This window comes from Streptomyces sp. NPDC052079 (assembly GCF_040680275.1).
In the GTDB taxonomy this organism is placed as follows: Bacteria; Actinomycetota; Actinomycetes; order Streptomycetales; family Streptomycetaceae; genus Streptomyces.
The window spans coordinates 1-22744 of sequence record NZ_JBFAWL010000010.1 but is presented as its reverse complement, the minus strand read 5'-3'; the positions used below and the strand labels follow the sequence as shown (position 1 = coordinate 22744).

Genomic DNA, 22744 nt, shown 5'->3' with positions numbered 1-22744 from the left:
CAGCACCACGATGCCCGTACCCGCCCCGGAACGCACCGGGAAGCCACGACGGTCACCGCGGACGTCCCCGCCTCACCCGTGCAGATGGCACAGCAGCAGACACACGTCGTCCTCGCGCTCGGAGTCGCTCAGCAGCGGACGCAGGATCCCGTCCGCCGACTTCTCCAGATCCGTGTCCAGCGCGTCGGAACCGTACGCCCCGAGGACCCCCGCAAGCCGTTCGATACCGGGGTCGATGCCCCGGGCCCGCCGCTCGACCAGCCCGTCCGTGTAGAGCGCCAGCGTCGCACCGGGCGTCAGCCGCTCGGTGTGGTCGGCGATCTCCTGCCGCAGCGGAATGCCGAGCATCGCGCCCGGCTTGGCGTCCAGCACCCGCACCCGTCCGTCGGGCAGCCGCAGCACCGGGGGCGGATGACCCGCCGCGGCCCACGTCAGCGTGGGCTCGTCCGGATGGAACCGCGCGATGACCGCGGTGGCGAAGAGGTCCGGCTGGAGGTGCCGGAGATAGTCGTGCAGCCGGGTCAGCAGCCGGCCCGGGCCGCCGCCGTCGACGGCGTACGCGCGCAGTGCGGTGCGCAGCTGGCTCATCATCACCGCCGCGTGCAGCCCGTGCCCGGTGACATCGCCGATGACGGTGATCAGACTGCCGTCGCGCTGCCGGAACGCGTCGTACCAGTCGCCGCCGACGTTCAGTCCGTGCGTGGCCGGCAGATAGCGGGCCGCCAGGCTCAGACCCGGCGTCGTCGGCAGCTCCGTGAGCAGGGCGCGCTGCAGCGTCTCGGCGATGTCCCGGTTGTGTTCGAAACGCCGGGCGTTGTCCATGGCGATGCCGGCCCGCCGGGCGAGCTCGATCAGCGTCACGGCGTCGTCCGGGTCCCAGCGCTCACCGGGCGGCCACAGGGTGAGCACCCCCAGCGGGGCGCGGCGCGGCGTCAGCAGCGGGATGCACAGCAGGGGCCGCGCCGGGTCCAGGGCCGACGGGGGCCGGTCGTCCACGCCGGGCAGCCCTCCCGGGTGGTCGGCGGCGTACTGAGGTCGGCCGGTGCGGGCGGCCAGCACCGCCGCACCCGGGTGGGCGGTGGGCCGGTGCCGGTCGTCCTCCTCGTCGAACAGCCATACGTCGACTCCGTCGGCGTAGCGGGGCACGAGCAGTTCCGGCAGCCGGCGCACGATCTCGTCGTGGTTCAGCGAGGCGTTGAGCGCGGCGCTCGCGTCGGCGAGGAACCTCAGCCGGCGCCGGGCGTTCTCCGCCTCCTCGCGCGCCCGGCGCTCGGCGGCGAACGCCTCCCGCTGCGCCCTTCCGGCCGCGTCAAGCTCGGCATGCAGCGCCAGCACGCCCTGGTTGGTCTGGTGCAGCTCCTCACGGTGGAAGGCGACCAGCTCCTCCTTCTCGGCGAGCATCTCCAGCACTACGGCGGTGTCCTCGTCGGCGCCCAGCAGTGCCTCCGCCAGTCCGGCCGGGTCCTCGCTCTCCGGGCCGGCGCCGGCGGCGATCCGCCCCGGCTCGGGACAGGGCACCGTCAGCGTCCAGGGGGTGTCGACGGAGGCGTCCGCGTTCGCGCCGGGGGAGGGGGACACCACGGCGCGCAGGACCGCCTCCCCGGCGGGCGAAGCCTCCAACCGGAGCTCCCAGGTGCCGCCCTTGGCGAGGCACTGCCGCAGATGACCGCCGAGCGCCGTGGCCAGCCGGGTGCGTTCCACGGTGGGCACCGCGCACTCCGCCGCCAGCCGCGCGACGGCGATCCGTGCGCGCGCCGCCTCGGTGACCGTCTCGATCCGCCAGACATACGTCATCGCAGCCCCGGAAAACCAGGAGCCGGAACGACCGCAGCGGCGCCGGGCGCGTGCGGCGGGGTCGCGGGGGTTGTGTCGTCCCGTCGCGGGTGCGGGGGAGCGCCGGTGGGCCGGGGGGCGGCGGTGCGGGCGGGAGCGGTCGGCTGGGTGGGTGTCATGGGGTCTGGTGGGGCGGGGGTGGTGTCGTTCCGGACCGGGGGTGGGGGAGTGCCGGTCGGCCGGGGGGTGGTGGTGCGGGCGGGTGCCGGGGCGGGAGTGGTGTCGGTCGGCTGGGTGGGTGCCATGGGGTCTGGTGGGGCGGGGCTGGTGTTGTTCCGGACCGGGTGCCGGGGGGCGCCGGCCGGCCGGGGGGTGGTGGGGCGGGCGGGTGCCGGGGCGGGAGCGGTGTCGGTCGGCCGGATAGGTGTCATGGGTGCTCCGGCGGGGCGGGGGCCAGGACAGCCACGGCGGTGTCGTCCCGTACCGGGCGTGCGGGACTTCCGGCGTCCCGGACGGTCACGGCCGCTGTCACTGCCGGGTCGGCCGGCGGTCGGCCGGTGCCCGGGGGCGGCGTCCAGCGGCCGGGCAGACCGTCCGTGTGCAGGATCAGCAGGCTCTCGGAGGTCCAGGGAACCTCGTCCTCGCGTACCGTGTTCGGCCGGTGCACCCCGACAATACCCGGCCGGGACAGCAGGGAACGCCAGCGGTCGCCGTCCCGTAGTCGGGCCGACACATTGCCGATCCCGGCGAAGCGCAGCCGGCCCGTCCAGATGTCGAGCTGGGCCACGGCGACGGCCGCGCCCCGCGTCCCGGCCAGGGCCGTGTGGAGCTTGTGCAGCATCTCCGCGGGCGGCAGCCGGGCCCAGTGGCGCAGTTCCTCGACGGCGGCGGTCGACGCACGGGCCGCCTCGCTCCCGTGCCCCAGCCCGTCGGCCAGCATCAGCGTCAGCCGGTCACCGGACCTGACCCAGGCCCAGGCGTCCCCCGAGAAGTCCGCGCCGGCGAACGGGACGTTGACGCCCCCGGCGTGCGCACCAGGGCCGCCCGAGGGGTCCGCGCCCCGGCCCGGACGGCCGACGCGGGCCACCGCCACGGTGCCCCGGCCGGGCACGCTGTGCAGACCGAAGTCGTCGGCGAGCCGGCGGCAGGTGCCGAGGCCCGCGCCGAGCGAGCCGCTCGAGGAGAACCCGTCCCGCAGCGCGGCGTCCACATCGGCGATCCCCGGCCCGTGGTCGATCGCGGTGATCTGCACCGCCCGGTCCGGCAGGCCTTCCCGCGGTACGGACGGGGCCACCACGTCGATGAGCACCTGACCCGCCTGCGCGTGCTTGAGGAGGTTGGTGGCGAGCTCGGTCGCCACCAGCGCCACCGAGGCGGTGCGCTGATCGTCCAGCCCGGCCAGGGCCGCCGCCTGCTCCGCCGCGACCCGGACGTCCCGCACCCGGGTCGGGTCCTGGACCGGTATGTCCCACACGCGGGGCATCAGACGTCCTCACGCGGACGCGGCGGCCGGGACACCCACGAGGTCACCCGTACCGTGGTGCCCGACCCGGGGGTGCTCTCGACCGAGAAGTCGTGCACGAGCCGCCGCGCGCCGCCCAGCCCCATCCCCAGCCCGCCGCCGGAGGTGTAGCCGTCGCTGAGCGCCCGGTCGAGATCGGGGATGCCCGGTCCCGAGTCGCTGAACATGAGCCGTAGCCCGTCGATCCCGTCGGCGGTGACATGCGACGCCTCCATCACGCCGCCCCCGCCGTGGACCAGGGCGTTGCGCGCCAGCTCGCTGGCCGCGGTCACCAGCTTCGTCTGGTCCACCAGACCGAAGCCGAGCGTGGCGGCGGCCTGCCGCACATGCTGACGCACCCACACCAGATCCATGTCCGACCGGATGGGCAGGCGGGCCTCCAGGCCCGCGCCGGTGTGCATCACGGGCTCTCCTCGCGCGCGCCGCCGGCCCGGCCCGGCACGACGGGCTGCGCGAGGAGCTCCAGTGCCGCCTCGGTGGTGAGCGCGGTCCGCAGCCCGGGCAGCGTCAGCCCGAGCTCCACCAGCGTGATGGCGACCGCGGGCCGCATCCCGGCCACCACGGTCCGCGCGGCCAGCAGCTCGGTCTGGGCCGCGATCTCGGCCAGCACCCGCCCGAGGAAGGAGTCGACGATCTCCACACCGGAGATATCGATCACCACCCCCGTGACCCGGCTGCGGGAGATCGTTTCGGAGAGGTCCTGCTGGAGCTGGAACGCCATGCTGTCGTGCAGGTCACCCTGAAGGGTGACCAGGAGGACGTCCCCCAGCCGGAGCACCGGCACATGTCCCGCGACCGGGCGGGAGAAGTCCTCGCTCACCGCCGGCCCGCGCCCTCGGGTGCCGCGTTCACTATGTTCGCCCCCAGCTCGTGCAGGCAGTACCCGAGGGCGTCGGCGAGGCTCGCCCGGGTCTTCACCGTGCCGAGGTCCAGCCCGAGGTGCACGATGGTCTGCGCGATCGCCGGACGGATGCCGGACACCACGCACTCCGCGCCCATCAGCCGGGCCGCGGCGACCGTCTTCATCAGATGCTGCGCCACCAGCGAGTCCACGGTGGGCACACCGGTGATGTCGAGGATCGCGAACCGCGCGTGCTGGTCGACGACCGCGTTGAGCAGGGTCTCCATCACCACCTGACTGCGCGCGCTGTCCAGCGTCCCGATCAGCGGGACCGCCACGATGCCGTCCCAGAGCTTGATCACCGGGGTCGCCACCTCCAGCAGCTGGAGGCGCTGCCGGTCGATCAGCGCCTGCCCCTCGCTCAGCGCGGTCTGCATGGCCACCAGGCGCAGCGTGCCCATCAGCACGCTCAGCGCCGTCGAACACTCCCGCAGCCGCTCGGGTGCCTCCTGCTCCAGATCGGCGACCAGGAGGTTCTCCACCGGCGGACGCAGCGCCGCCAGCTCGGCCGCCACCTGGGTGGTGGACAGCCCGGCGCGGGAGCGGGCCGCCCCCATGCGCGCCAGCTGCTCGCGCACACCGGTGAAGCCGGCCGCGTCCGGATCCTCGACCCGCTGGGAGTCGGCCACCTGGGCGAGCGCGTCGACGACCGCCTTGCCGGCCTCCACCGCCTCCTCGCGGGAGACCGTGAACACCGTGCGGAACAGGGGCTCGTCGGCCCACCGCTGGGCGATCTGCTCGCTCCGGCGCAGCAGGAAGTCCCTGACCTCGTGCGCCGGTGTGCCGGGTGTCCCGCCGGTTTCGTGCTGCGGCACGTGTTTCCTCTCCTCTTCTTTGTCGCCTTGTGCCGAGCCCACCTCGGGCACCGCGGCGCGGGGTGTGTGTTCAGGCGTCCGGTTCGGCCGGTGCCTCCGGCATCCCGTCGACCCGCTCCAGCGCCTCGTCGACGCTCTCCGAGACGGGGACGGTGATGCTCACCCCGGTCAGGTCCAGGATGCGGCGCACGGCGGGAGCGGGCGCGATGATGTGCACGCTCCCCGGCAGCTCGCGCGCCTCCTGGTACACGCGCAGGATGATATTCATGCCGGACGAGTCCATGAAGGGGACCGCCGACAGATCCAGCAGGAAGTGCCGGCGGCCGTGGTGGAGCTGGTTCGCCAGGTGATGCTGGAACTCGGTCGCCGTGTCGACGTCCAAGTAGCCCTCCACCGTCAGTAGGGCCACATCCTCACGCGGAAGGGTCACCTCGACGGACAACGGGTCCTGGGCAATGTGCACGAGTACCTCCAACAAGGTGATCAAGCTCTTCGTCGCGCAGCCGCGCGTACCCCCGAATCGCCCGCTCATGCCTCGGCCCGTCGTCCGTCGCGGCGCGAGGGCTCATCCCACGCGGATTCCGACGATGCAGGTGTCGTCGTCGGTGTCCGACCTGCTGTAGGTGAGCAGTCGGTCCAGCCGCTGGTCAAGCGTGCCCGGGGCCGTCGCGGCCGTGGCCAGCAGATGGGTCAGGGACTCCTCCACGGTGCGGTCCCGGCGTTCGATCAGACCGTCCGTGTACATCAGCAGATTGTCCTCGGCGGCCAGCCGCACCTCCGCCTCCTCGTACGACGCCTCCGGTACGGCGCCCAGCAGCAGCCCGCGTACCAGCGGAAGCGGAGCCGCCTCGGAACCCCGCACCAGCACCGGCGGCAGATGACCCGCCCGCGCCCACCGCAGCGTGCGCGTGGCCGGGTCGTACAGGCCGCAGACCGCGGTGGCGCTGACGCCGCCCGTGAGATGGTGCGCCACGATGTTCAGCCACGACAGCAGCTGCCCGGGGCCGGCACCGGTCACGGCGAGCCCCCGCAGCGCGTTGCGCAGGACGACCATGCTGGTCGCCGCCTCTATGCCGTGCCCCGCGACGTCCCCCACGCACAGCAGCACCAGCCGGGACGGCAGCACCACGGCGTCGTACCAGTCGCCGCCGACCAGCTGCTCGGCCTCCGCGGGCCGGTAGCGGACGGCCACATCGAGATCCGGCACCTGCAGCGGCGCCTGGGTGGGGGGCATGATGGCGCGCTGCAGCTGCAGCGCCAGCCGGTCCCGCTCGCTGGCGTGCTGTTCGGTGTGCGCGAGCTGGTCGCGGGTGGCGGCCAGCGCCACCTCCGTCCAGTGCTGGGCGGAGATGTCCTGGTAGGCGCCGCGGGTGGTGAGCAGCCTGCCGTCGGTGTCCAGGACCGGCTCGGCGACGACGCGGATGTGCCGGGTCACCCCGTCGGGCCGTTGCAGCCGGAAGGCCGCGGAGGCCGGGCGCCGGTGGTGCAGCAGCGTGCGCAGGAACCGGCCGATGGTGACGGCGTCGTCCGGGTGGGCGTGCGCGGGCAGCTCCTCGAGCGGCACCGGGGGACTGGTCGGCGGCCGCCCGTACAGGTCGAACAGCTGCCCGTTCCAGGTGATCTCCCCGGTCAGCAGGTTCTCCTCGAAACCCCCGATCCGGCCGAGCCGCTGGGCGTGCTGGAGCAGGCTCGCCAGCCGCGCCGTCTCGTCCTCGATCCGCCAGATGAACAGAATGCCGGAGCCGTGCCGGCTGACACTGATGTCCGCGACCGCCGCCAGCGGCACCTCGTCGACCAGGGCGGTGAGGTTCATGCGCCGGGCCCGGAACGGCTCTCCCGTGGCGTACACCCGCTCGATCCGCTGGAACAGCTCGCTGTCCCCGGCGGCCATCGGATACGCCTCCAGCAGCAGCGCACCGCTGACCATGGCACGCGGCCGGCCCGCCGGGTCCAGGAAGCGGCCGTTGATGTGCTGGATACGGAAGTCCAGCAGGTTCCCGGAGGCGTCCAGGTGCGGCACCAGGACCAGGGCCGGGTCGTACAGTCCGTCGGCCAGGTCCATCAGTTCCGCGGCGTCCGGCAGCACCTGCGGCCGCCGGGCCGGGCCGCTCGGCGGCGTGTACGTCTCCAGGGTGTGCGCGCACAGCTCGGCCAGGGCCTCCACCTGGCGGACGATCTGCGGCGGCTGCTCGGGCAGCGGAGCCGGCCAGACGATCTCCAGCACGCCGTACACCCGCCCCCCGGTGCCGGCCGGGACGGCCGCCCTGCCCCCCTCCGGGTAGTGGTGCCGGCCGACGCTGGGCAGACCCCGGTCGGCCGTCGACCCGATCCACAGGCCGTCGCGCTCCGTGAGGGCGCACCGGGCGACCGTCGCCACGTCCGGCGGTACGTAGTACCAGCGCGCCGCTTCGGCGGGGGAGAACCCGGCGCTGCCCGCCAGGGTGAGCGACCCGTCGGCGCCGGCCGCCCAGATCGCCACGGCCACCGCGCCCAGCGGGCGCAGCGCCTGTTCGAGGAGGGACTCGGCCACGGCCTGGGTGTCGTCCGCGGCCAGCGCCCCGCTCTCCGCCGCGCGCAGCCGTACGGCGGCAGGCTCGGGCCCCGCGTCCCCGGCGGCCCGGGTGGCGGCCAGGAAGGCGCCCGTCACCTCGGACATCCGGTCCCGGGCGGCCTCGTTGATGACCTCGACCGCGAACTCCAGCTGAGTCGTCCCGGCCTGCTCGGTCAGCTCGGTGAGCTGGCGGGCGGCCTGCGCGGGACCGCACCCCAGCCGTTCCACCAGGATGCCCTTGGCCAGTTCGATCAGTGCCCGGCCCTCGGCCTCGGCCTGTGCCGCCCGCACCTCACGGCTGAGCCGGTCCACCGTGGCCGCGAGCCTGCCCACGGGCGAGTCGGCGGACACCCCCGCGGGCCCCGCCGACGCATGCCCGGGCAGCGGCTCGGGGCTCATGCGGGCAGCCAACGGCGCACGCAGGCGATCAGGGCCTGGGTGTCGACCGGTTTGGTGACGTAGTCGCTGGCCCCCGAGGCGAGACTCTTCTCCCGGTCGCCGGGCATGGCCTTGGCGGTGACGGCGATGATCGGCAGGTCGGCGTACTGCGGCATGGCGCGGATCTCCGCCGTGGCGGCGTAGCCGTCCAGCTCGGGCATCATCACATCCATCAGAACGAGCGCCACGTCGGGGTTGTTCACCAGTCTCTCGATGCCCGCCCGGCCGTTCTCCGCGTGCAGGACGCGGAAGCCGTGCAGCTCCAGGATCCCGCTGAGCGCGAACAGGTTGCGCGCGTCGTCGTCGACGACGAGGACCGTCCGGCCGGCGAACGAGCCGTCCACGACGGTCTGCGGGGCCGCCCTGTGCGTCTCGTCGGCCCGCACCAGCGACAGCACGTCACCCGGTTCCTCGGCGGAGAGGTGCAGGGCGATGCGTTCGCGCAGCTCGTCGAGGCTGTACAGGAACTCCAGTGCCGTCCCCTCGGCACGGGAGCGCAGGTTCTCCTCCACCGCCGCGTCGGCCGCCCGGTGACCGCTGTGCACCAGCACCGGCACGCTCGCCAGCGCGGAATCGCCGCGCAGCGCCTCGAGGAACCGGGTGATCTCGGCCTCCATGCCGAGTTCCAGCACCACGCAGTGGCACGGATCGGCGGCCAGCGCGCCGGCCGCCTCCTGGGCGCCGACGGCGGTGATGATGTCGACCGAGGGCCGGGACCCGCCGTCGCCGCGGGTGACGTCCTGGACCACGCTCTCCGCCACCAGGGTCAGCAGACCCCGGGGCCGCTCCTCCACGACGAGCAGCCGCCGCGGACGCCGGCCCTGCCCGGCCCCCGCCTCGATCACCGGCAGCGGCCGGGACGACGCATCCGGCAGGGCCTCGGCCGCCCCCTGGTCCGTGACCGGTGCGGGCCGCAGCAGCTCCTCGAAGTCCGGCCGGGCCACGGGCAGGAACAGCGTGAACGTACTGCCCTGGCCCGCGACGCTGTCCACCGTGACCGCCCCGCCGAGCAGATGCGCGATCTCCCGGGTGATGGACAGGCCCAGCCCCGTGCCCCCGTACTTGCGGCTGGTCGTGCCGTCCGCCTGCTGGAAGGCGCCGAAGATCGACTCCAGATGCTGTTCCGGGATGCCGACACCGGTGTCCCGCACCCGGAACGCCACCACGGGCCCGCCCCGCAGCACGCCTGCGGGCACCTCGTCGTCCGCGGCGGGTTCGATCCGCAGCTCGACCTCGCCCCGCTCGGTGAACTTCACCGCGTTGGACAGCAGATTGCGCAGCACCTGCCGCAGCCGGGAGTCGTCGGTGAGCAGGTCCGCCGGTGCGCCCGGCGCCGTCATCACCGTGAAGTCCAGGCTCTTCTGCATCGTCATCGGCCGGAAGGTGGCCTCGACGTACTCGACGAGCCGGCGCAGCTCGACCCGCTCGGGGCTCACGTCCATCTTCCCGGCCTCGACCTTCGACAGATCGAGGATGTCGTTGATGAGCTGCAGCAGGTCCGAGCCCGCCGAGTGGATGATCTGCGCGTACTCCACCTGCTTCGGGCTGAGGTTGCGGGAGGGGTTCTGGGCGAGCAACTGGGCCAGGATCAGCAGGCTGTTCAGCGGCGTGCGCAGCTCATGGCTCATGTTCGCCAGGAACTCCGACTTGTACTTCGAGGCCAGCGACAGCTGCTGGGCCCGTGCCTCCAACTCCTGCCGGGCGTGCTCGATCTGCAGGTTCTTCGCCTCGATGTCCCGGTTCTGCGCCGCCAGCAGCGCGGCCTTCTCCTCCAGTTCGGCGTTGGAGTGCTGGAGTTCCTCCTGCTGGGCCTGCAACTCCGCGGAGCGCTCCTGCAGTTCGGCGGTGAGCCGCTGCGACTCCGCCAGCAGCTCGTCGGTACGGGCGTTGGCCACGATGGTGTTGACGTTGACGCCGATGGTCTCCATCAGCTGGACCAGGAAGTCCTGATGGATCTGGGTGAACGGGGACACCGACGCCAGCTCGATGACGCCCAGCACCTGACCCTCGACCACGATCGGCAGCAGCACCAGCGCGGTCGGCACCACATGGCCCAGACCGGAGGAGATCGTCACGTAGTCCGGCGGCAGTTGGTCCACCGTGATGGTGCGGCGGCTGCGCGCGGCCTGGCCGACCAGGGTGCGGCCGAAGGCGATACGGGTGGGCCGTGCGTCGTCGTCGGGGTAGCCGTAGGAGCCCACAAGGCGCAGCTCGGGGCCGTCGTCGCCGTCCTCCGCCAGATAGAAGGCGCCGTACTGGGCCGACACCAGCGGCACCAGCTCGTCCATGATCAGCTCGGCGACCACGGGCAGGTCGCGCTGTCCCTGCATCAGACCGGAGACCCGGGCGAGGTTGGTCTTGAGCCAGTCCTGCTCCTGGTTGGCCCGGGTCGTCTGGCGCAGGGACTCCACCATCGCGTTGATGTTGTCCTTGAGCTCGGCGACCTCGCCGGAGGCCTCCACGCTGATCGAACGCGTCAGATCGCCCTCGGCGACGGCGCTGGTGACCTTGGCGATGGCGCGGACCTGCCGGGTGAGGTTGCCCGCCAGCTCGTTGACGTTCTCGGTCAGCCGCTTCCAGGTGCCGGAGACGCCCTCCACCTCGGCCTGGCCGCCGAGGCGGCCCTCGGTGCCGACCTCGCGGGCGACCCGGGTGACCTCGTCGGCGAAGGCGGACAGCTGGTCGACCATCGTGTTGATGGTCGTCTTCAGCTCGAGGATCTCCCCGCGCGCGTCGACGTCGATCTTCTTCGACAGATCGCCCCTGGCCACCGCGGTCGTCACCAGCGCGATATTGCGCACCTGGCCGGTGAGGTTGTTGGCCATGGAGTTGACGTTGTCGGTGAGGTCCCGCCAGGTGCCCGCGACATGGGGCACATGCGCCTGCCCGCCGAGGCGTCCTTCTGTGCCGACCTCGCGGGCGACGCGGGTGACCTCGTCGGCGAAGGCCGACAGCGTGTCGACCATGGTGTTGATCACATCGGCCAGCGCGGCCACCTCGCCGGCGGCCTCGACCCTGATCCGCTGCGACAGGTCGCCCCGGCCCACCGCGGAGGCGACCTGGGCGATGGAGCGGACCTGACCGGTCAGGTTGGACGCCATCACGTTGACGTTGTCGGTGAGGTCCTTCCAGGTGCCGGAGACCCCCCGCACCTGGGCCTGGCCACCGAGGCGTCCTTCGGTGCCGACCTCGCGGGCGACGCGGGTGACCTCGTCGGCGAAGGCGGAGAGTTGGTCGACCATCGTGTTGATGGTGTTCTTGAGTTCGAGGATCTCGCCGCGAGCGTCGACGGTGATCTTCTGGGACAGGTCGCCCTTGGCGACGGCGGTCGCCACCAGCGCGATGTTGCGCACCTGGCCGGTGAGGTTGCCCGCCATGAAGTTCACCGAGTGGGTGAGATCGCGCCAGGTTCCCTTGACGCCCTGCACATCGGCCTGGCCGCCGAGGCGTCCTTCGGTGCCGACCTCGCGGGCGACGCGGGTGACCTCGTCGGCGAAGGCGGAGAGTTGGTCGACCATCGTGTTGATGGTGTTCTTGAGTTCAAGGATCTCGCCGCGGGCGTCGACCGTGATCTTCTGCGAGAGGTCGCCCTTGGCGACGGCCGTGGTCACCTGGGCCACATTGCGGACCTGCGCGGTGAGATTGCCGGCCATCGCGTTCACCGAGTCCGTCAGATCGGCCCAGGTGCCCGACACCCCGGGCACCTGTGCCTGTCCGCCGAGGGCTCCCTCGGTGCCGACCTCGCGGGCCACGCGTGTCACCTCGGAGGTGAACACCGACAACTGGTCCACCATACCGTTGAAGACCTTGGCGATGTCCCCCATGAGACCGTCCGCGTCGTCCGGCAGCCGGGTGCCGAAGTCCCCGTCCCGTACCGCCGTCAGCCCCGCCAGGAGCCGCCTCAGTTCCTCGTCCCCCGGCGCCACGTCGGTCCCCTCGGTGCTCGTGCTGGTCATGCGCACCCTCAATCCGGCAGAGTCAGTGCGCGTTTCCGCAGTTCACGGATGTGCGCGATGAGAAATACGCCGAAGGCTAACCCAGGTGACGGGTGCCGAACAAAGCGGGAGGCCGCCCCGAAAACGGGTCGGAGACAATGCCCGCCGAGGCGCATACCTTCGCATTCCGCGGGTACTTGGCAGGATTTCGCCGGGCCGGGAGCGGGGCCGGGAGCAGAGCCAGGAGGAGGGCCCGGAGGCGCGGCCCGAAAGCCCCGGTTTCCGGCCCCTACCTTTCGAATGCACGAGCGCCTGCCGGGTATTTGCTGCTGTGGGAGCGGGCGGGAGGCGACGTCGCCCGCTCCGCGCAGCAGACGTCCACAGGGGAGGCAGCGAGTGGTGTCCACCGACAGCATCTGGTCGTACACGCCCGGCCTGAGCGAGGCATTGGAGCGGGACCTGACGGACTACACCGTCGCGGCGAGTGACGGAACCATCGGTCACGTGGACCGGCAGGCCGACCATCACGGTATGCGGCACCTCGTCGTCGACACCGGCGTATGGGTGTTCGGCCGCAGCCTCCTCGTGCCGGTCGGCCTCGTCACCGAAGTGCACGCGGGGGAGCGGAGGGTGACGGTGTCCTGCACCCGGGCCGAGGTCAAGGCCGCGCCGCCGTTCCGGACCGACAGCGAGACCATGGACCCGGACTACCTCACCGCCGTCGGCGACTACTACCGAGGGCTGCCGCCCCGCGAGGACCCCACGGAGTGAGCCCCGCCGCCGGACGGCCGCCGCTCACCACGGCAGGAAGACGTGGATGTCCTTGCCGTAGGCGGTGCCGACGACACTGACCTGGTCGCACAGCGTATGGATCAGATGCCACCCGATCCCGCCGCCCCCGCTGTTCGGGTGGAAGGGCCGCGGGGCGGGCTCGGTGGTGCTGGTGTCGTGCATGACCACATGCACCCCGTCGAAGGTCCTGCGCAGCCGCATCTGGAAGGGACCGGGCGCGTACTGGACCGCGTTGGCGGCCAGTTCCGTGACCACCAGAAGAATGTCGTCCCAGTGCTCCGGAGCCGAGGGCGCCGACACACGGGCCAGGTCGAGGAGGAACTCCTCCGCGACCAGGCGTGCGTCCGTCACATCGTGCAGCTCCCCCGGGAAGCTGGCGATGCGACTCGTGATCTCCTCGCCGGCCAGTGTCCTGTCCCTACGCGGCTCGGGTGCCATCTCGCCTTCCAAGCCCCGTACGCCGGGGCGGTCGTTCGCGTCCTTGCGTCCTTTCGGTCCCTGGGTTCCCGTGAGGGCGGAGCCTACGCGCCCGCATGCCCGGGCACGGTCGCCGACAAACCCCGCCCCGGCCGTCCGCAAGATCAGCGGAACACGTTGTCGGAGTCGTCCCAGCCCGCGGAGTCGTCCGGGGTCCGGGTCCGCCCGGGACGCCTCCGCGAGTGGTACATCGCGTCGATCTCCAGCGCGTACCGGTGCACGATCTCGTCCCGGCGCAGCTTCATGGAGGGGGTCAGCAGGCCGTTGGTCACGTCGAACGGCTCGGGCAGCACCCGGAACACCCGGATGGACTCCGAGCGCGACACACTGCTGTTGGCCGCCGCGACCGCCCGCGCGATCTCCTCACGGAGCGCGTTCTCCTCCCGCGCCTCACGGGCCGACGCGTCGCCCGGCAGGGACAGGGCAGCCCGCCAGTCGGCCAGGAAGTCCGGGTCGAGCGTGATCAGGGCCCCCACACACGGCCGGTTGTCTCCCACGACCACGGCCTGGTGAACCAGCGGATGCATCCGCAGCCGCTGCTCCAGGGCCGCCGGCGCCACGCTCTTGCCGCTGCTCGTAATGATGATGTCCTTCTTGCGGCCGGTGATCGTGAGGTAACCCTCGGAGTCCAGCTTCCCCAGATCCCCCGTGGCCAGCCAGCCGCCGCGCAGCGCGGCCCGGGTAGCGGCCTCGTCGCCCACATAGCCCTGGAACACCGAGGGCCCGCGCACCAGGATCTCCCCGTCGTCGGCCACTCGGATCTGCATACCCGGCAGTGCCTGTCCCACGGTGCCGGACTTCTCCCGGCCGAACGGCTGCATCGTGATCCCGCCGCTGGTCTCGGTGAGGCCGTAGCCGTCGTGCACATAGATGCCGATCCCCTCATAGAACAGGGAGAGATCGCGGTTGAGCGGCGATCCGCCGCACGTGCCCCGCTGCACCCTGCCGCCGAGCGCCGCGCGCAGCTTGCGGTAGACGGTGCGCTCGTACAGGGCGTGCTGCAGCCGCAGGTCGAAGCCCGGCCCGGAGCCGCGCCCCAGCCGCTGCCGCTCCACCGCTGCGGCGAAGTCCCGGGCCGTGTCGGCGGCCCGTTCGAACAGGGCGCCGCGCCCGTGCTGCTGCGCCGCGCGCAGGAAGTTCTTGTAGATCTTCTCCAGCAGAGACGGCACCGCGTACAGATAGGTGGGCCGGAAGGTGCGCAGCGCCGAGGACAGCGCCTCCCCGCTGAGATCGGGCTCGTGCGCCATCAGCAGACCGCCGCGGACGCACAGGCTCTGGATCATCAGACCGTAGACGTGCGAGAACGGCAGAAAGGCGAGAACGGCACCCCGCTCCCCGGGCGGCGCCGCGGTGTGGCCCCAGCCCTCCAGCAGGGTGTCGCAGATGAAGGCCAGCCCGCGGTGGCTCAGGGCGCAGCCCAGGGGATGACCCGAGGTGCCGGACGTGTAGGCGATCACGGCGGTGGAGTCCGGCAGCACGATCCGCCGCATCGAGTCGACCGTCGCCAGGGGAATGAACTCGCCGCGCGCCACCAGCTGGTCCAGCGCGCCCGCGTCGAGCTGCCACACGTGCCGCAGCCGGGGCAGCGCGGCGCACACGGACCCCACGGTCATCACGCTCTGCTCGTCCTCCACCAGCACGGCGACACAGCCGGCGTCCCGCAGGATCCACTCCACCTGGTCGCGCGAGGAGGTGGGATAGACCGGGACGACCTCCGCGCCCACCGTCCACAGGGCGTGGCACAGGAGGGTCCACTCATGACGGGTGCGGGCCATGATCGCCACTCGTGCGCCCGGCGATATCCCGGACGCGATCAGACCCTTGGCCAGGCCGACGACCTTGTCGCGGAACTCCACGGCGGTGATCTCCTCCCAGGTGGAGGAGTCGGGACCGGCGCGGTGGGCGAGCACCGGCAGGGTCGGGCTCTCGTCCGCCGTCGCGAAGAGGCTGTCGGCGAGACCGCCGGTCAGGGGCGAGGCGGACCGGGGAGCGAGAGCGAGGTCGCGCATGCGCTGCTCCTGACGTGTACGGGGTGTGACTCGGCCGGTGAGGACGGTCATCGGCGGTGCCTGAATGTAGCCGAGCCGGACCTCCCCCGCGCCGGGATCGCGACAAGTGTGTCCGCACTGATGATCTCGGCGGATTGGGGGGACCCGGACCCCATGACCTACGTCAACCCAGATCCCGAACCGGAACGCACCACCGGCCTGGAGCCGGGCGGCAGCGTACCCCCGGGCGAGACCCCGCCCGCGGAGAGCAGCATGCCCGAGGCGGGCCCACGGGAGACGCACAACCCGCCCAAGGGCTGGGCCAAGGGCCCGCTGACCGCGATCCTCGTCCTGGTGGTCCTGATGGCGGCGTTCTTCCTGGTCTACGCCCTGATCCTGATCCTCTGACCCCCCCAGCCGCCAGGGCCTGTCCGGCGGATCACGTCGGGGGAAAGGCGCGGCGCCGTGCAACCCAGGTGAGCGGGATCCGGTGCGTCCAGCGGCAAGGCCAGGAGGGAGTCGGCGACCGCCGCAACGCCGCAGATGGGCGTGCCAGACCCCGCGTACCCGGCATGATCCGCCGGACAGGCCTACGCCTGGGTCTGCCGTACGCACTCCGTGACGACGGCCCTCAGGCTCTCCGTGCGCCGCATCAGATCCCGCTGCACCTGCGCGCCGTTGCCCTCGCGCAGCAGCCGCGCGCAGCCCTCGCGGGCCCGCTCCAGGTCGCCGTAGGACTCCAGCGCCTCGGCGACATGATCGAGCAGACCGCGCACGACCGCCTCGGCGGGCATCCGCCGCATCGTCCGCGGATCGAGCAGGTCACCCCTCAGACCCGAGCGGGCCGCCTGCCAGGCGGCCAGCCGCAGCAGACTGACCCCGGGGTCCAGCGGCTCCCGGCCAGCACTCCACTCGCGCGCCGCGGTCTCCACCAGCCCGCGGGCCAGCGTGGCGATCAGCCCCGCGTTCTCCGCGTGCAGACAGACGTCCGAGACCCGGATCTCCACGGTCGGATAGCGCTGGGACAGCCGGGCGTCGAAGTAGACCATGCCCTCGTCGAGGATCACGCCGGTGGAGACCATGTCGGCGACCTGCCGGTGGTAGCGCCCGGCCGAGCCGAAGATCTCCGTCGGGCCCGCGGACGGCCAGCGCTGCCAGACCCGGCTGCGGTAGCTGTTGTACCCCGTCTCCGTGCCCTGCCAGAAGGGCGAGTTCGCGCTGAGTGCGGTCAGCACCGGCAGCCAGGGCCGCAGACGGTCCACGACGCCCACGCCCTCCTCGTCGGACTCCACGGACACATGGACGTGGCAGCCCATGACGAGCTGCTCCCGGGTAGCGATGCCGTACTGCTTCTCCATCCACTGGTACCGCCGGTTGACACCGATGGACGGGCTGACCGGCAGCGGTGACGTGGCCAGCGCGGCTACGGAGCAGCCGATCTCCCCGGCGTGGGCGGCGGCCTCCTTGCGGCAGCGGGCGATCTCCGCGCCCAGACTCTCCATGCACGACTGCGGATGCGTGGCGAACTCCAGCATCTCCTCGTGCAGTTCCTTCTCGAAGACGTCCCCTTCCCCACCGTCCCGTTCGGCACGGGCCAGTACCGCCGCGGACATCGCCCGCGGTTCACCCGTCTCCGGATCGACCAGGAGGAGCTCCTCCTCCACTCCCACCGTGCGCACGTGATGCTCGCCCTTCTGCGACTGCCGCGACGACGCCGAGAGACCCTCGGCCGTACGCACCCCGAATGCCCCGCGAAGGGCCCGGGACACCTGGCGCCGTCGCCGCGCCTCAGAGGGGAACCGGTGCCAGCCAGAGAGTCGCGAGCGGCGGCAGGGTGAGCCGGATGCGGCCGTCCTCGGGCTTGACCGGGTCCGGGTGGGTGACGCCTCCGCCGCCGTAGCGGGTGGCGTCGGTGTTGAGGAGCTCGTGCCAGGCGGCCACGTCGTCGCCGGTGACGAGCGGGTAGTCGTGCCGGACGACCGGGGAGAAGTTCGACACCGCGAGCAGCGGCCGGCCCTCCGTGTCGTACCGCAGGAACGCGAAGACGTTGTCGTCGGCGGCGTCGACCGACACCCACCGGAAGCCGGACGGGTCGGTGTCGCGCTGCCACAGGGCCGGGGTCGCCCGGTAGCGGGTGTTGAGATCGCGGACCAGGTCCTGCACGCCACGGTGGTCGCCCGCGGAGTGGTAGCCGTCGTCGAGCAGCCACCACTCCGGGCCCTGCTTCTCCGACCACTCGGCCCCCTGGACGAACTCCTGCCCCATGAACAGCAGTTGCTTGCCGGGGTGGGCCCACATGAAGCCGAGGAAGGCACGGACGGTGGCGCGCCGCTGCCACCAGTCGCCCGGCATCTTCGACACCAGCGCCTGCTTGCCGTGCACCACCTCGTCGTGGGAGATCGGCAGCACATAGTTCTCGCTGTAGGCGTACACCATCGCGAACGTCATCTCGTGATGGTGGTACTTGCGGTGCACCGGCTCATGGGAGACGTACTCCAGCGAGTCGTGCATCCAGCCCATGTTCCACTTCAGCCCGAACCCGAGGCCGCCGGTGTCGGTGGGCCGGGTCACCCCGCCCCAGGCCGTGGACTCCTCCGCGATGGTCACCACCCCGGGGCAGCGCCGGTATACGGTGGCGTTCATCTCCTGCAGGAACGCCATCGCCGCCAGATCCTCCCGGCCGCCGTAGGCGTTCGGCTCCCAGCCGCCGTCCTCGCGCGAGTAGTCGAGGTAGAGCATCGAGGCGACGGCGTCCACCCGCAGCCCGTCGATATGGAACTCCTGGCACCAGTACACGGCGTTCGCGACCAGGAAGTTGCGCACCTCGGTGCGGGCGTAGTCGAAGGTGTAGGTCCCCCAGTCGGGGTGCTCCGCGCGCCGGGAGTCCCCGGGCTCGTACAGCGGATCCCCGTCGAACCGGGCCAGCGCCCAGTCGTCCTTCGGGAAGTGCGCCGGCACCCAGTCCATGATCACGCCGATACCGGCCCGGTGCAACGCGTCCACCAGATACTTGAAGTCGTCCGGGGTGCCCAGCCGTGCCGTCGGCGCATAGAAGCCGGTCACCTGATAGCCCCAGGAGGGTCCGAAGGGGTGCTCGGCGACGGGCATCAGCTCGACATGGGTGAAACCGAGGTCCTTGACGTACGCCGGGAGCTGCTCGGCGAGTTCCCGGTACGTCAGTCCGGGCCGCCAGGACGGCAGATGGACCTCGTACACCGAGAACGGCGCCTCGTGCACGGGTGTGCGGGCCCGCCGCGCGAACCAGTCGGCGTCGCCCCACTCGTAGTGCGACGCGGTCACCACGGACGCCGTGTTCGGAGGTGCCTCCGTGCGCCGCGCCATCGGGTCCGCCTTGAGGAACCGGTGGCCGTAGCGCGAGTGGATCTCGAACTTGTAGCGGGTGCCCTCGCCGACGTCCGGCAGGAACAGCTCCCACACACCGGAGGAGCCGAGCGAACGCATGGGGAACGCCGTGCCGTCCCAGTAGGTGAACTCCGTGGCGACCCGCACCCCTTGGGCGTTGGGCGCCCACACCGTGAAGCGGGTGCCGGTGACGCCCTGGTGGGTCATGGGGTGCGCGCCGAGCGCGGTCCACAGCTCCTCGTGCCGGCCCTCGCTGATCAGATGCAGGTCGAACTCGCCGAGCGCGGGCAGAAACCGGTACGGGTCGTGCGTCTCGACCGCATCGCCGTCCTCGTAGGCCACCGTCAGGGTGTACGCGGGGATCGCGTCCAGCGGCAGGACCCCGGAGAACAGGCCGTCGCCCTCCGAGACGAGCGGGGTGCGCTCGCCGTCGACGACCACACCCACGTCGCGCGCGAAGGGGCGCAGCGCCCGGAAGGCGATCCCGCCGGGCACCGGATGGGCGCCCAGCAGTGCGTGCGGATCGTGGTGGGCGCCCGCCAGCAGGCGTCCCCGGTCGGCCGGGTCGAGGGCGGGCGCGGCCCCAGGGACCGCGGGAGCGGACGGGACGGGCCCGGCCGATTCGGGAAACGGGGTGTCATGCAGGGCCACGGCTTCAGTCTCCTCTCACGGCGAGGCGCTCGATCGCCGCCATGGGTACGGGCAGCCAGTCGGGTCGGTGCCGGGCCTCGTACAGCACCTCGTACACGGCCCGGTCCGTCTCATAGGCCCGGAGCAGGCCGTGCTTCTTGCGCGGGTCCCAGCCGGCGCGGGCGGCGTAGCCCGCGCAATAGGCCTCACGGCAGCGACGCGCCCACTCCGGGCGCCAGGGGCGGCGCTGCCGGGCGGCGTAGTCGAAGGAGCGCAGCATCCCGGCGATGTCCCGCACGGGGGAGTGGGCGCTGCGTCGTTCGGTCAGCGGCCGGGACGGCTCGCCCTCGAAGTCGATGACGAACCACTCGCGTCCCGCCCGCAGCACCTGCCCCAGATGCAGGTCGCCGTGGATGCGCTGGGCGGGCGGCCCGGCGTCGCAGGTGGCCAGCGCGGCGAAGGCGGTCCGCAGGCCCGGCACGAACGGCTGGAGCACGGGCACGGCGTGCGCCGCGTCGGTCAGCCGTTCGGTCATCGCCGCGGCCGTCCGCCCGTTCTCCCCCGGGGCGCCGATGGGGAACGCGGACGACAGCGCCATATGGACGTCAGCCGTGGCCTGGCCGAGCGCATGGGCCTGCGCGGTGAAGTCGTCACCGGACGCGAGCGCGTCGAGGGCCAGCGTCCAGCCGTCGGAAGCGTTGCGCAGATACGGCTGGAGCACGCCGAGCGTCGCCCTGAACGGATGGGTGGTGTGGAACCAGGCCACCGGGGCGGGGACCCGGTGGCACCCCTGGCGGGCCAGCGCCCCCGGGACCTCGAGATCCGGATTGACACCGGGCTGGATGCGCCGGAAGACCTTCAGGATGTACTCGTCGCCGTAGACCAGGGAGGTGTTGGACTGCTCGGCGGTCATCAGGCGCGGCACCAGCCGGGCGGGTACCTCCTGGGAGGCGGCGGACTCGAAACGCAGCGGCCCCTCCGTACCTGGGTGGCGCAGCCGTTCCAGGAGCAGCTGGGCGGCGCGCGGATCATGCAGGGCGTCGTAGACCGTCAGTCCGGCCAGCCGGCCGTCCAGCACCCTGCCGATGAGTGCCTTGCCGAGCCGTGGCGAGGGGTTTTCCCGCACACCGAGGAGGAGCTGGTAGCAGTCACCGGCGGGGGTGGCGCCCCCGGGGGCGGGCACGCCTCCGTGACCGGCGTACACCAGTACGTGCAGACAGTCCCGGAACAGCTCCGTCATCGACAGCACACCGAGGTCGGTGACGGGCCGGTCCTTGCCGGCGAACCAGCGCTGGAGCGGCAGCCAGTCGCGCAGCAGCCCGGCGAGCGACTCCATGGGCTCGACGGGAGCGCTCCGGGGGCGCAGGAATGCGGTCTTCGTCATGGTGACGCCTCCTCTCGCCGGCACACGCTCACAGTCGTCGGCCGATGCGGGACGCGACTCTGGTGAGTCGGAACCAGTAGAAGCCGTGGCCCCCGAGGGTCAGCAGATACGGCAGCTCGCCGATGGCCGGGAAGCGCACCCCGCCGAACAGCTCGACCGGATGGCGTCCGTCGAACTCGCGCAGGTCGAGCTCGGTCGGCTGGGAGAAGCGAGAGAAGTTGTGGACGCAGAGCACCAGGTCGTCGCCGTACTCGCGCAGGAAGGCGAGGACCGCGGGGTTGGAGGAGGGCAGCTCGGTGTAGGAGCCGAGGCCGAAGGCCGGGTTCTGTTTGCGGATCTCGATCATCCGGCGGGTCCAGTGCAGCAGGGACGACGGGGAGGCCATGGACGCCTCGACGTTGGTCACCTGGTAGCCGTAGACCGGATCCATGATCGTCGGCAGGAAGAGCCGGCCCGGGTCGGAGGAGGAGAATCCGGCGTTGCGGTCCGGGGTCCACTGCATGGGCGTGCGCACCGCGTCGCGGTCACCGAGCCAGATGTTGTCGCCCATGCCGATCTCGTCGCCGTAGTAGATGATCGGCGAACCGGGCAGCGAGAGCAGCAGGGCCGTGAAGAGTTCGATCTGGTTGCGGTCGTTGTCCAGCAGTGGGGCGAGCCTGCGCCGGATGCCGATGTTGGCGCGCATGCGGGGGTCCTTGGCGTACTCGGCCCACATGTAGTCGCGTTCCTCGTCGGTGACCATCTCCAGGGTCAGCTCGTCGTGGTTGCGCAGGAAGATGCCCCACTGGCATCCCGAGGGGATGGCCGGTGTCTTGGCGAGGATCTCGGAGACCGGGTAGCGGGACTCGCGCCGTACGGCCATGAAGATGCGGGGCATGACAGGGAAGTGGAAGGCCATGTGGCATTCGTCGCCGCCTGCGGCGTAGTCGCCGAAGTAGTCAACGACGTCCTCCGGCCACTGGTTGGCCTCCGCCAGCAGCACCGTGTCCGGGTACTGGGTGTCGATCTCCTTCCGCACCCGCTTCAGGAAGGCGTGCGAGGCCGGAAGGTTCTCGCAGTTGGTGCCCTCCTCCGCGTACAGATACGGCACCGCGTCCAGCCGGAAGCCGTCGATCCCCAGGTCCAGCCAGAAGCGCAGGGCCGCCAGGATCTCCTCCTGCACGCGCGGGTTCTCGTAGTTCAGGTCCGGCTGATGCGAGAAGAAGCGGTGGAAGTAGTACTGCTTGCGCACGGGGTCGTACGTCCAGTTGGACGCCTCGGTGTCCACGAAGATGATCCGGGCGTCCGGGTAGCCCGTGTCGTCGTCGGCCCACACATAGAAGTCGCCGTACGGTCCGTCCGGATCCTTCCTCGACTCCTGGAACCACGGATGTTCGTCGCTGGTGTGGTTCATGACGAAGTCGATGATCACCCGGATCCCGCGCTGGTGCGCCGAGTCGACGAAGTCGACGAAGTCGGCGAGGTCGCCGAACTCGGGCAGGACAGAGGTGTAGTCGGCGACGTCGTAGCCGCCGTCGCGCAGCGGCGACTTGAAGAAGGGCGGCAGCCACAGGCAGTCGACGCCCAGCCACTGCAGATAGTCCAGCTTGGCGGTCAGACCCTTCAGGTCGCCGACGCCGTCACCGTTGCTGTCCTGGAAGGAGCGGACCAGGACCTCGTAGAAGACGGCTCGTTTGAACCAGTTGGGGTCCCGGTCCTTGGCGGGGGTGTCCTCGAACTTGTCCGGCACCGGCTCGTTCACGGTCATCGCGTTCCTCGCCCTCCGGTTCACTGTGCGGCGGGCGGTCGCTGGACGTGCAGCACATGCGCGGGAGCCCGCCCCGGCTCCAGCCGCACGTAGTTGTCCCTGCCCCAGTGGTAGGTCGCGCCGGTCAGTTCGTCGCACACCGGCACCGACTCGTGCCGGTCCAGGCCGAGTTGCGGCAGGTCCAGCGAGACCGTGGCCTCCTGGGTGTGGTGGGGGTCGAGGTTGGCGACCACCAGCACGACATCGGAACCGCTGCGCTTGCTGTACGCGATCACACAGTCGTTGTCGGTGCCGTGGAAGCGGAGGTTCCTGAGCCGGCGGAGCGCGGGGTGCTCCCGGCGGATGGTGTTGAGCCGGGTGATGAGGGGGGTGAGGGTGCGGCCCTGGCGTTCGGCGGTGTCCCAGTCGCGGGGGCGGAGCTGGTACTT

The 22744-nt window shown here is 71.7% G+C and carries 17 protein-coding genes; 2 read left to right on the top strand and 15 right to left on the bottom strand.

The genetic code is table 11. The features are described 5' to 3' along the window. Nucleotides 1-72: 72 nt before the first annotated feature. The 8 genes from AB0L56_RS17210 to AB0L56_RS17175 all read right to left on the bottom strand — a co-directional run bounded on the left by AB0L56_RS17210 (nucleotide 73) and on the right by AB0L56_RS17175 (nucleotide 11956). Nucleotides 73-1794, bottom strand: coding sequence for a SpoIIE family protein phosphatase (locus AB0L56_RS17210; RefSeq protein ID WP_365424191.1), 1722 nt, complete (start codon nucleotides 1792-1794; stop codon nucleotides 73-75). Between the two features lie 406 nt (nucleotides 1795-2200). Beyond that, nucleotides 2201-3256, bottom strand: a complete 1056-nt coding sequence (locus tag AB0L56_RS17205) for an ATP-binding SpoIIE family protein phosphatase (protein ID WP_365424189.1) — start codon at nucleotides 3254-3256, stop codon at nucleotides 2201-2203. Then, nucleotides 3256-3696, bottom strand: coding sequence for an anti-sigma regulatory factor (locus tag AB0L56_RS17200; RefSeq protein ID WP_365424391.1), 441 nt, complete (start codon nucleotides 3694-3696; stop codon nucleotides 3256-3258). The genes AB0L56_RS17205 and AB0L56_RS17200 overlap by 1 nt, the downstream gene beginning before the upstream one ends. After that, complete coding sequence (locus tag AB0L56_RS17195) at nucleotides 3696-4115, bottom strand: STAS domain-containing protein (protein WP_361032681.1); 420 nt, start codon at nucleotides 4113-4115, stop codon at nucleotides 3696-3698. The genes AB0L56_RS17200 and AB0L56_RS17195 overlap by 1 nt, the downstream gene beginning before the upstream one ends. Continuing rightward, nucleotides 4112-5011 (bottom strand): STAS domain-containing protein, encoded by a 900-nt coding sequence (locus AB0L56_RS17190; protein WP_361032684.1) that lies wholly within the window; start codon nucleotides 5009-5011, stop codon nucleotides 4112-4114. The genes AB0L56_RS17195 and AB0L56_RS17190 overlap by 4 nt, the downstream gene beginning before the upstream one ends. Nucleotides 5012-5081: 70 nt before the next feature. Then, nucleotides 5082-5474 carry an STAS domain-containing protein gene (locus tag AB0L56_RS17185; RefSeq protein ID WP_361032687.1) on the bottom strand — a complete coding sequence of 131 codons (393 nt, stop codon included), beginning with the start codon at nucleotides 5472-5474 and terminating at the stop codon, nucleotides 5082-5084. Nucleotides 5475-5576: 102 nt separating this feature from the next. After that, nucleotides 5577-7961, bottom strand: a complete 2385-nt coding sequence (locus tag AB0L56_RS17180; RefSeq protein WP_365424187.1) for a SpoIIE family protein phosphatase — start codon at nucleotides 7959-7961, stop codon at nucleotides 5577-5579. Next, complete coding sequence (locus AB0L56_RS17175; RefSeq protein ID WP_365424185.1) at nucleotides 7958-11956, bottom strand: HAMP domain-containing protein; 3999 nt, start codon at nucleotides 11954-11956, stop codon at nucleotides 7958-7960. The genes AB0L56_RS17180 and AB0L56_RS17175 overlap by 4 nt, the downstream gene beginning before the upstream one ends. A gap of 378 nt (nucleotides 11957-12334) precedes the next feature. On the opposite strand from AB0L56_RS17175, the gene AB0L56_RS17170 reads away from it, so the two are divergent. Then, a complete protein-coding gene (locus AB0L56_RS17170) occupies nucleotides 12335-12706 on the top strand; it encodes a PRC-barrel domain containing protein (RefSeq protein ID WP_361032696.1) in 372 nt (123 codons plus the stop codon). A 24-nt stretch (nucleotides 12707-12730) separates the two neighbouring features. On the opposite strand, the gene AB0L56_RS17165 is transcribed toward AB0L56_RS17170, so the two are convergent. Both AB0L56_RS17165 and AB0L56_RS17160 read right to left on the bottom strand, forming a co-directional pair. Beyond that, nucleotides 12731-13165 carry an ATP-binding protein gene (locus tag AB0L56_RS17165; RefSeq protein WP_361032699.1) on the bottom strand — a complete coding sequence of 145 codons (435 nt, stop codon included), beginning with the start codon at nucleotides 13163-13165 and terminating at the stop codon, nucleotides 12731-12733. Between the two features lie 143 nt (nucleotides 13166-13308). Beyond that, on the bottom strand, nucleotides 13309-15213 hold the full coding sequence (locus AB0L56_RS17160; RefSeq protein WP_365424182.1) for an AMP-dependent synthetase/ligase: 1905 nt from the start codon (nucleotides 15211-15213) through the stop codon (nucleotides 13309-13311). Nucleotides 15214-15366: 153 nt separating this feature from the next. On the opposite strand from AB0L56_RS17160, the gene AB0L56_RS17155 reads away from it, so the two are divergent. Continuing rightward, on the top strand, nucleotides 15367-15600 hold the full coding sequence (locus tag AB0L56_RS17155) for a DUF6480 family protein (RefSeq protein WP_361032705.1): 234 nt from the start codon (nucleotides 15367-15369) through the stop codon (nucleotides 15598-15600). 182 nt (nucleotides 15601-15782) lie between these two features. Here AB0L56_RS17155 and AB0L56_RS17150 read toward each other — a convergent pair whose 3' ends face one another. The 5 genes from AB0L56_RS17150 to AB0L56_RS17130 form a co-directional block, all read right to left on the bottom strand. Further along, nucleotides 15783-16871, bottom strand: coding sequence for a glutamate--cysteine ligase (locus AB0L56_RS17150; protein ID WP_365424180.1), 1089 nt, complete (start codon nucleotides 16869-16871; stop codon nucleotides 15783-15785). Nucleotides 16872-16980: 109 nt separating this feature from the next. Further along, nucleotides 16981-19206, bottom strand: coding sequence for a 1,4-alpha-glucan branching enzyme (gene glgB / locus AB0L56_RS17145; protein WP_365424178.1), 2226 nt, complete (start codon nucleotides 19204-19206; stop codon nucleotides 16981-16983). Nucleotides 19207-19210: 4 nt separating this feature from the next. After that, nucleotides 19211-20569 carry a maltokinase gene (locus AB0L56_RS17140; protein WP_365424176.1) on the bottom strand — a complete coding sequence of 453 codons (1359 nt, stop codon included), beginning with the start codon at nucleotides 20567-20569 and terminating at the stop codon, nucleotides 19211-19213. A 28-nt stretch (nucleotides 20570-20597) separates the two neighbouring features. After that, entirely contained in the window at nucleotides 20598-22316 is a 1719-nt protein-coding gene (gene treS / locus AB0L56_RS17135; RefSeq protein WP_361032717.1) for a maltose alpha-D-glucosyltransferase, read from the bottom strand. A 20-nt stretch (nucleotides 22317-22336) separates the two neighbouring features. Further along, the coding region (locus tag AB0L56_RS17130; RefSeq protein WP_365424173.1) for a DUF3459 domain-containing protein at nucleotides 22337-22744 on the bottom strand (408 nt) is incomplete at its 5' end.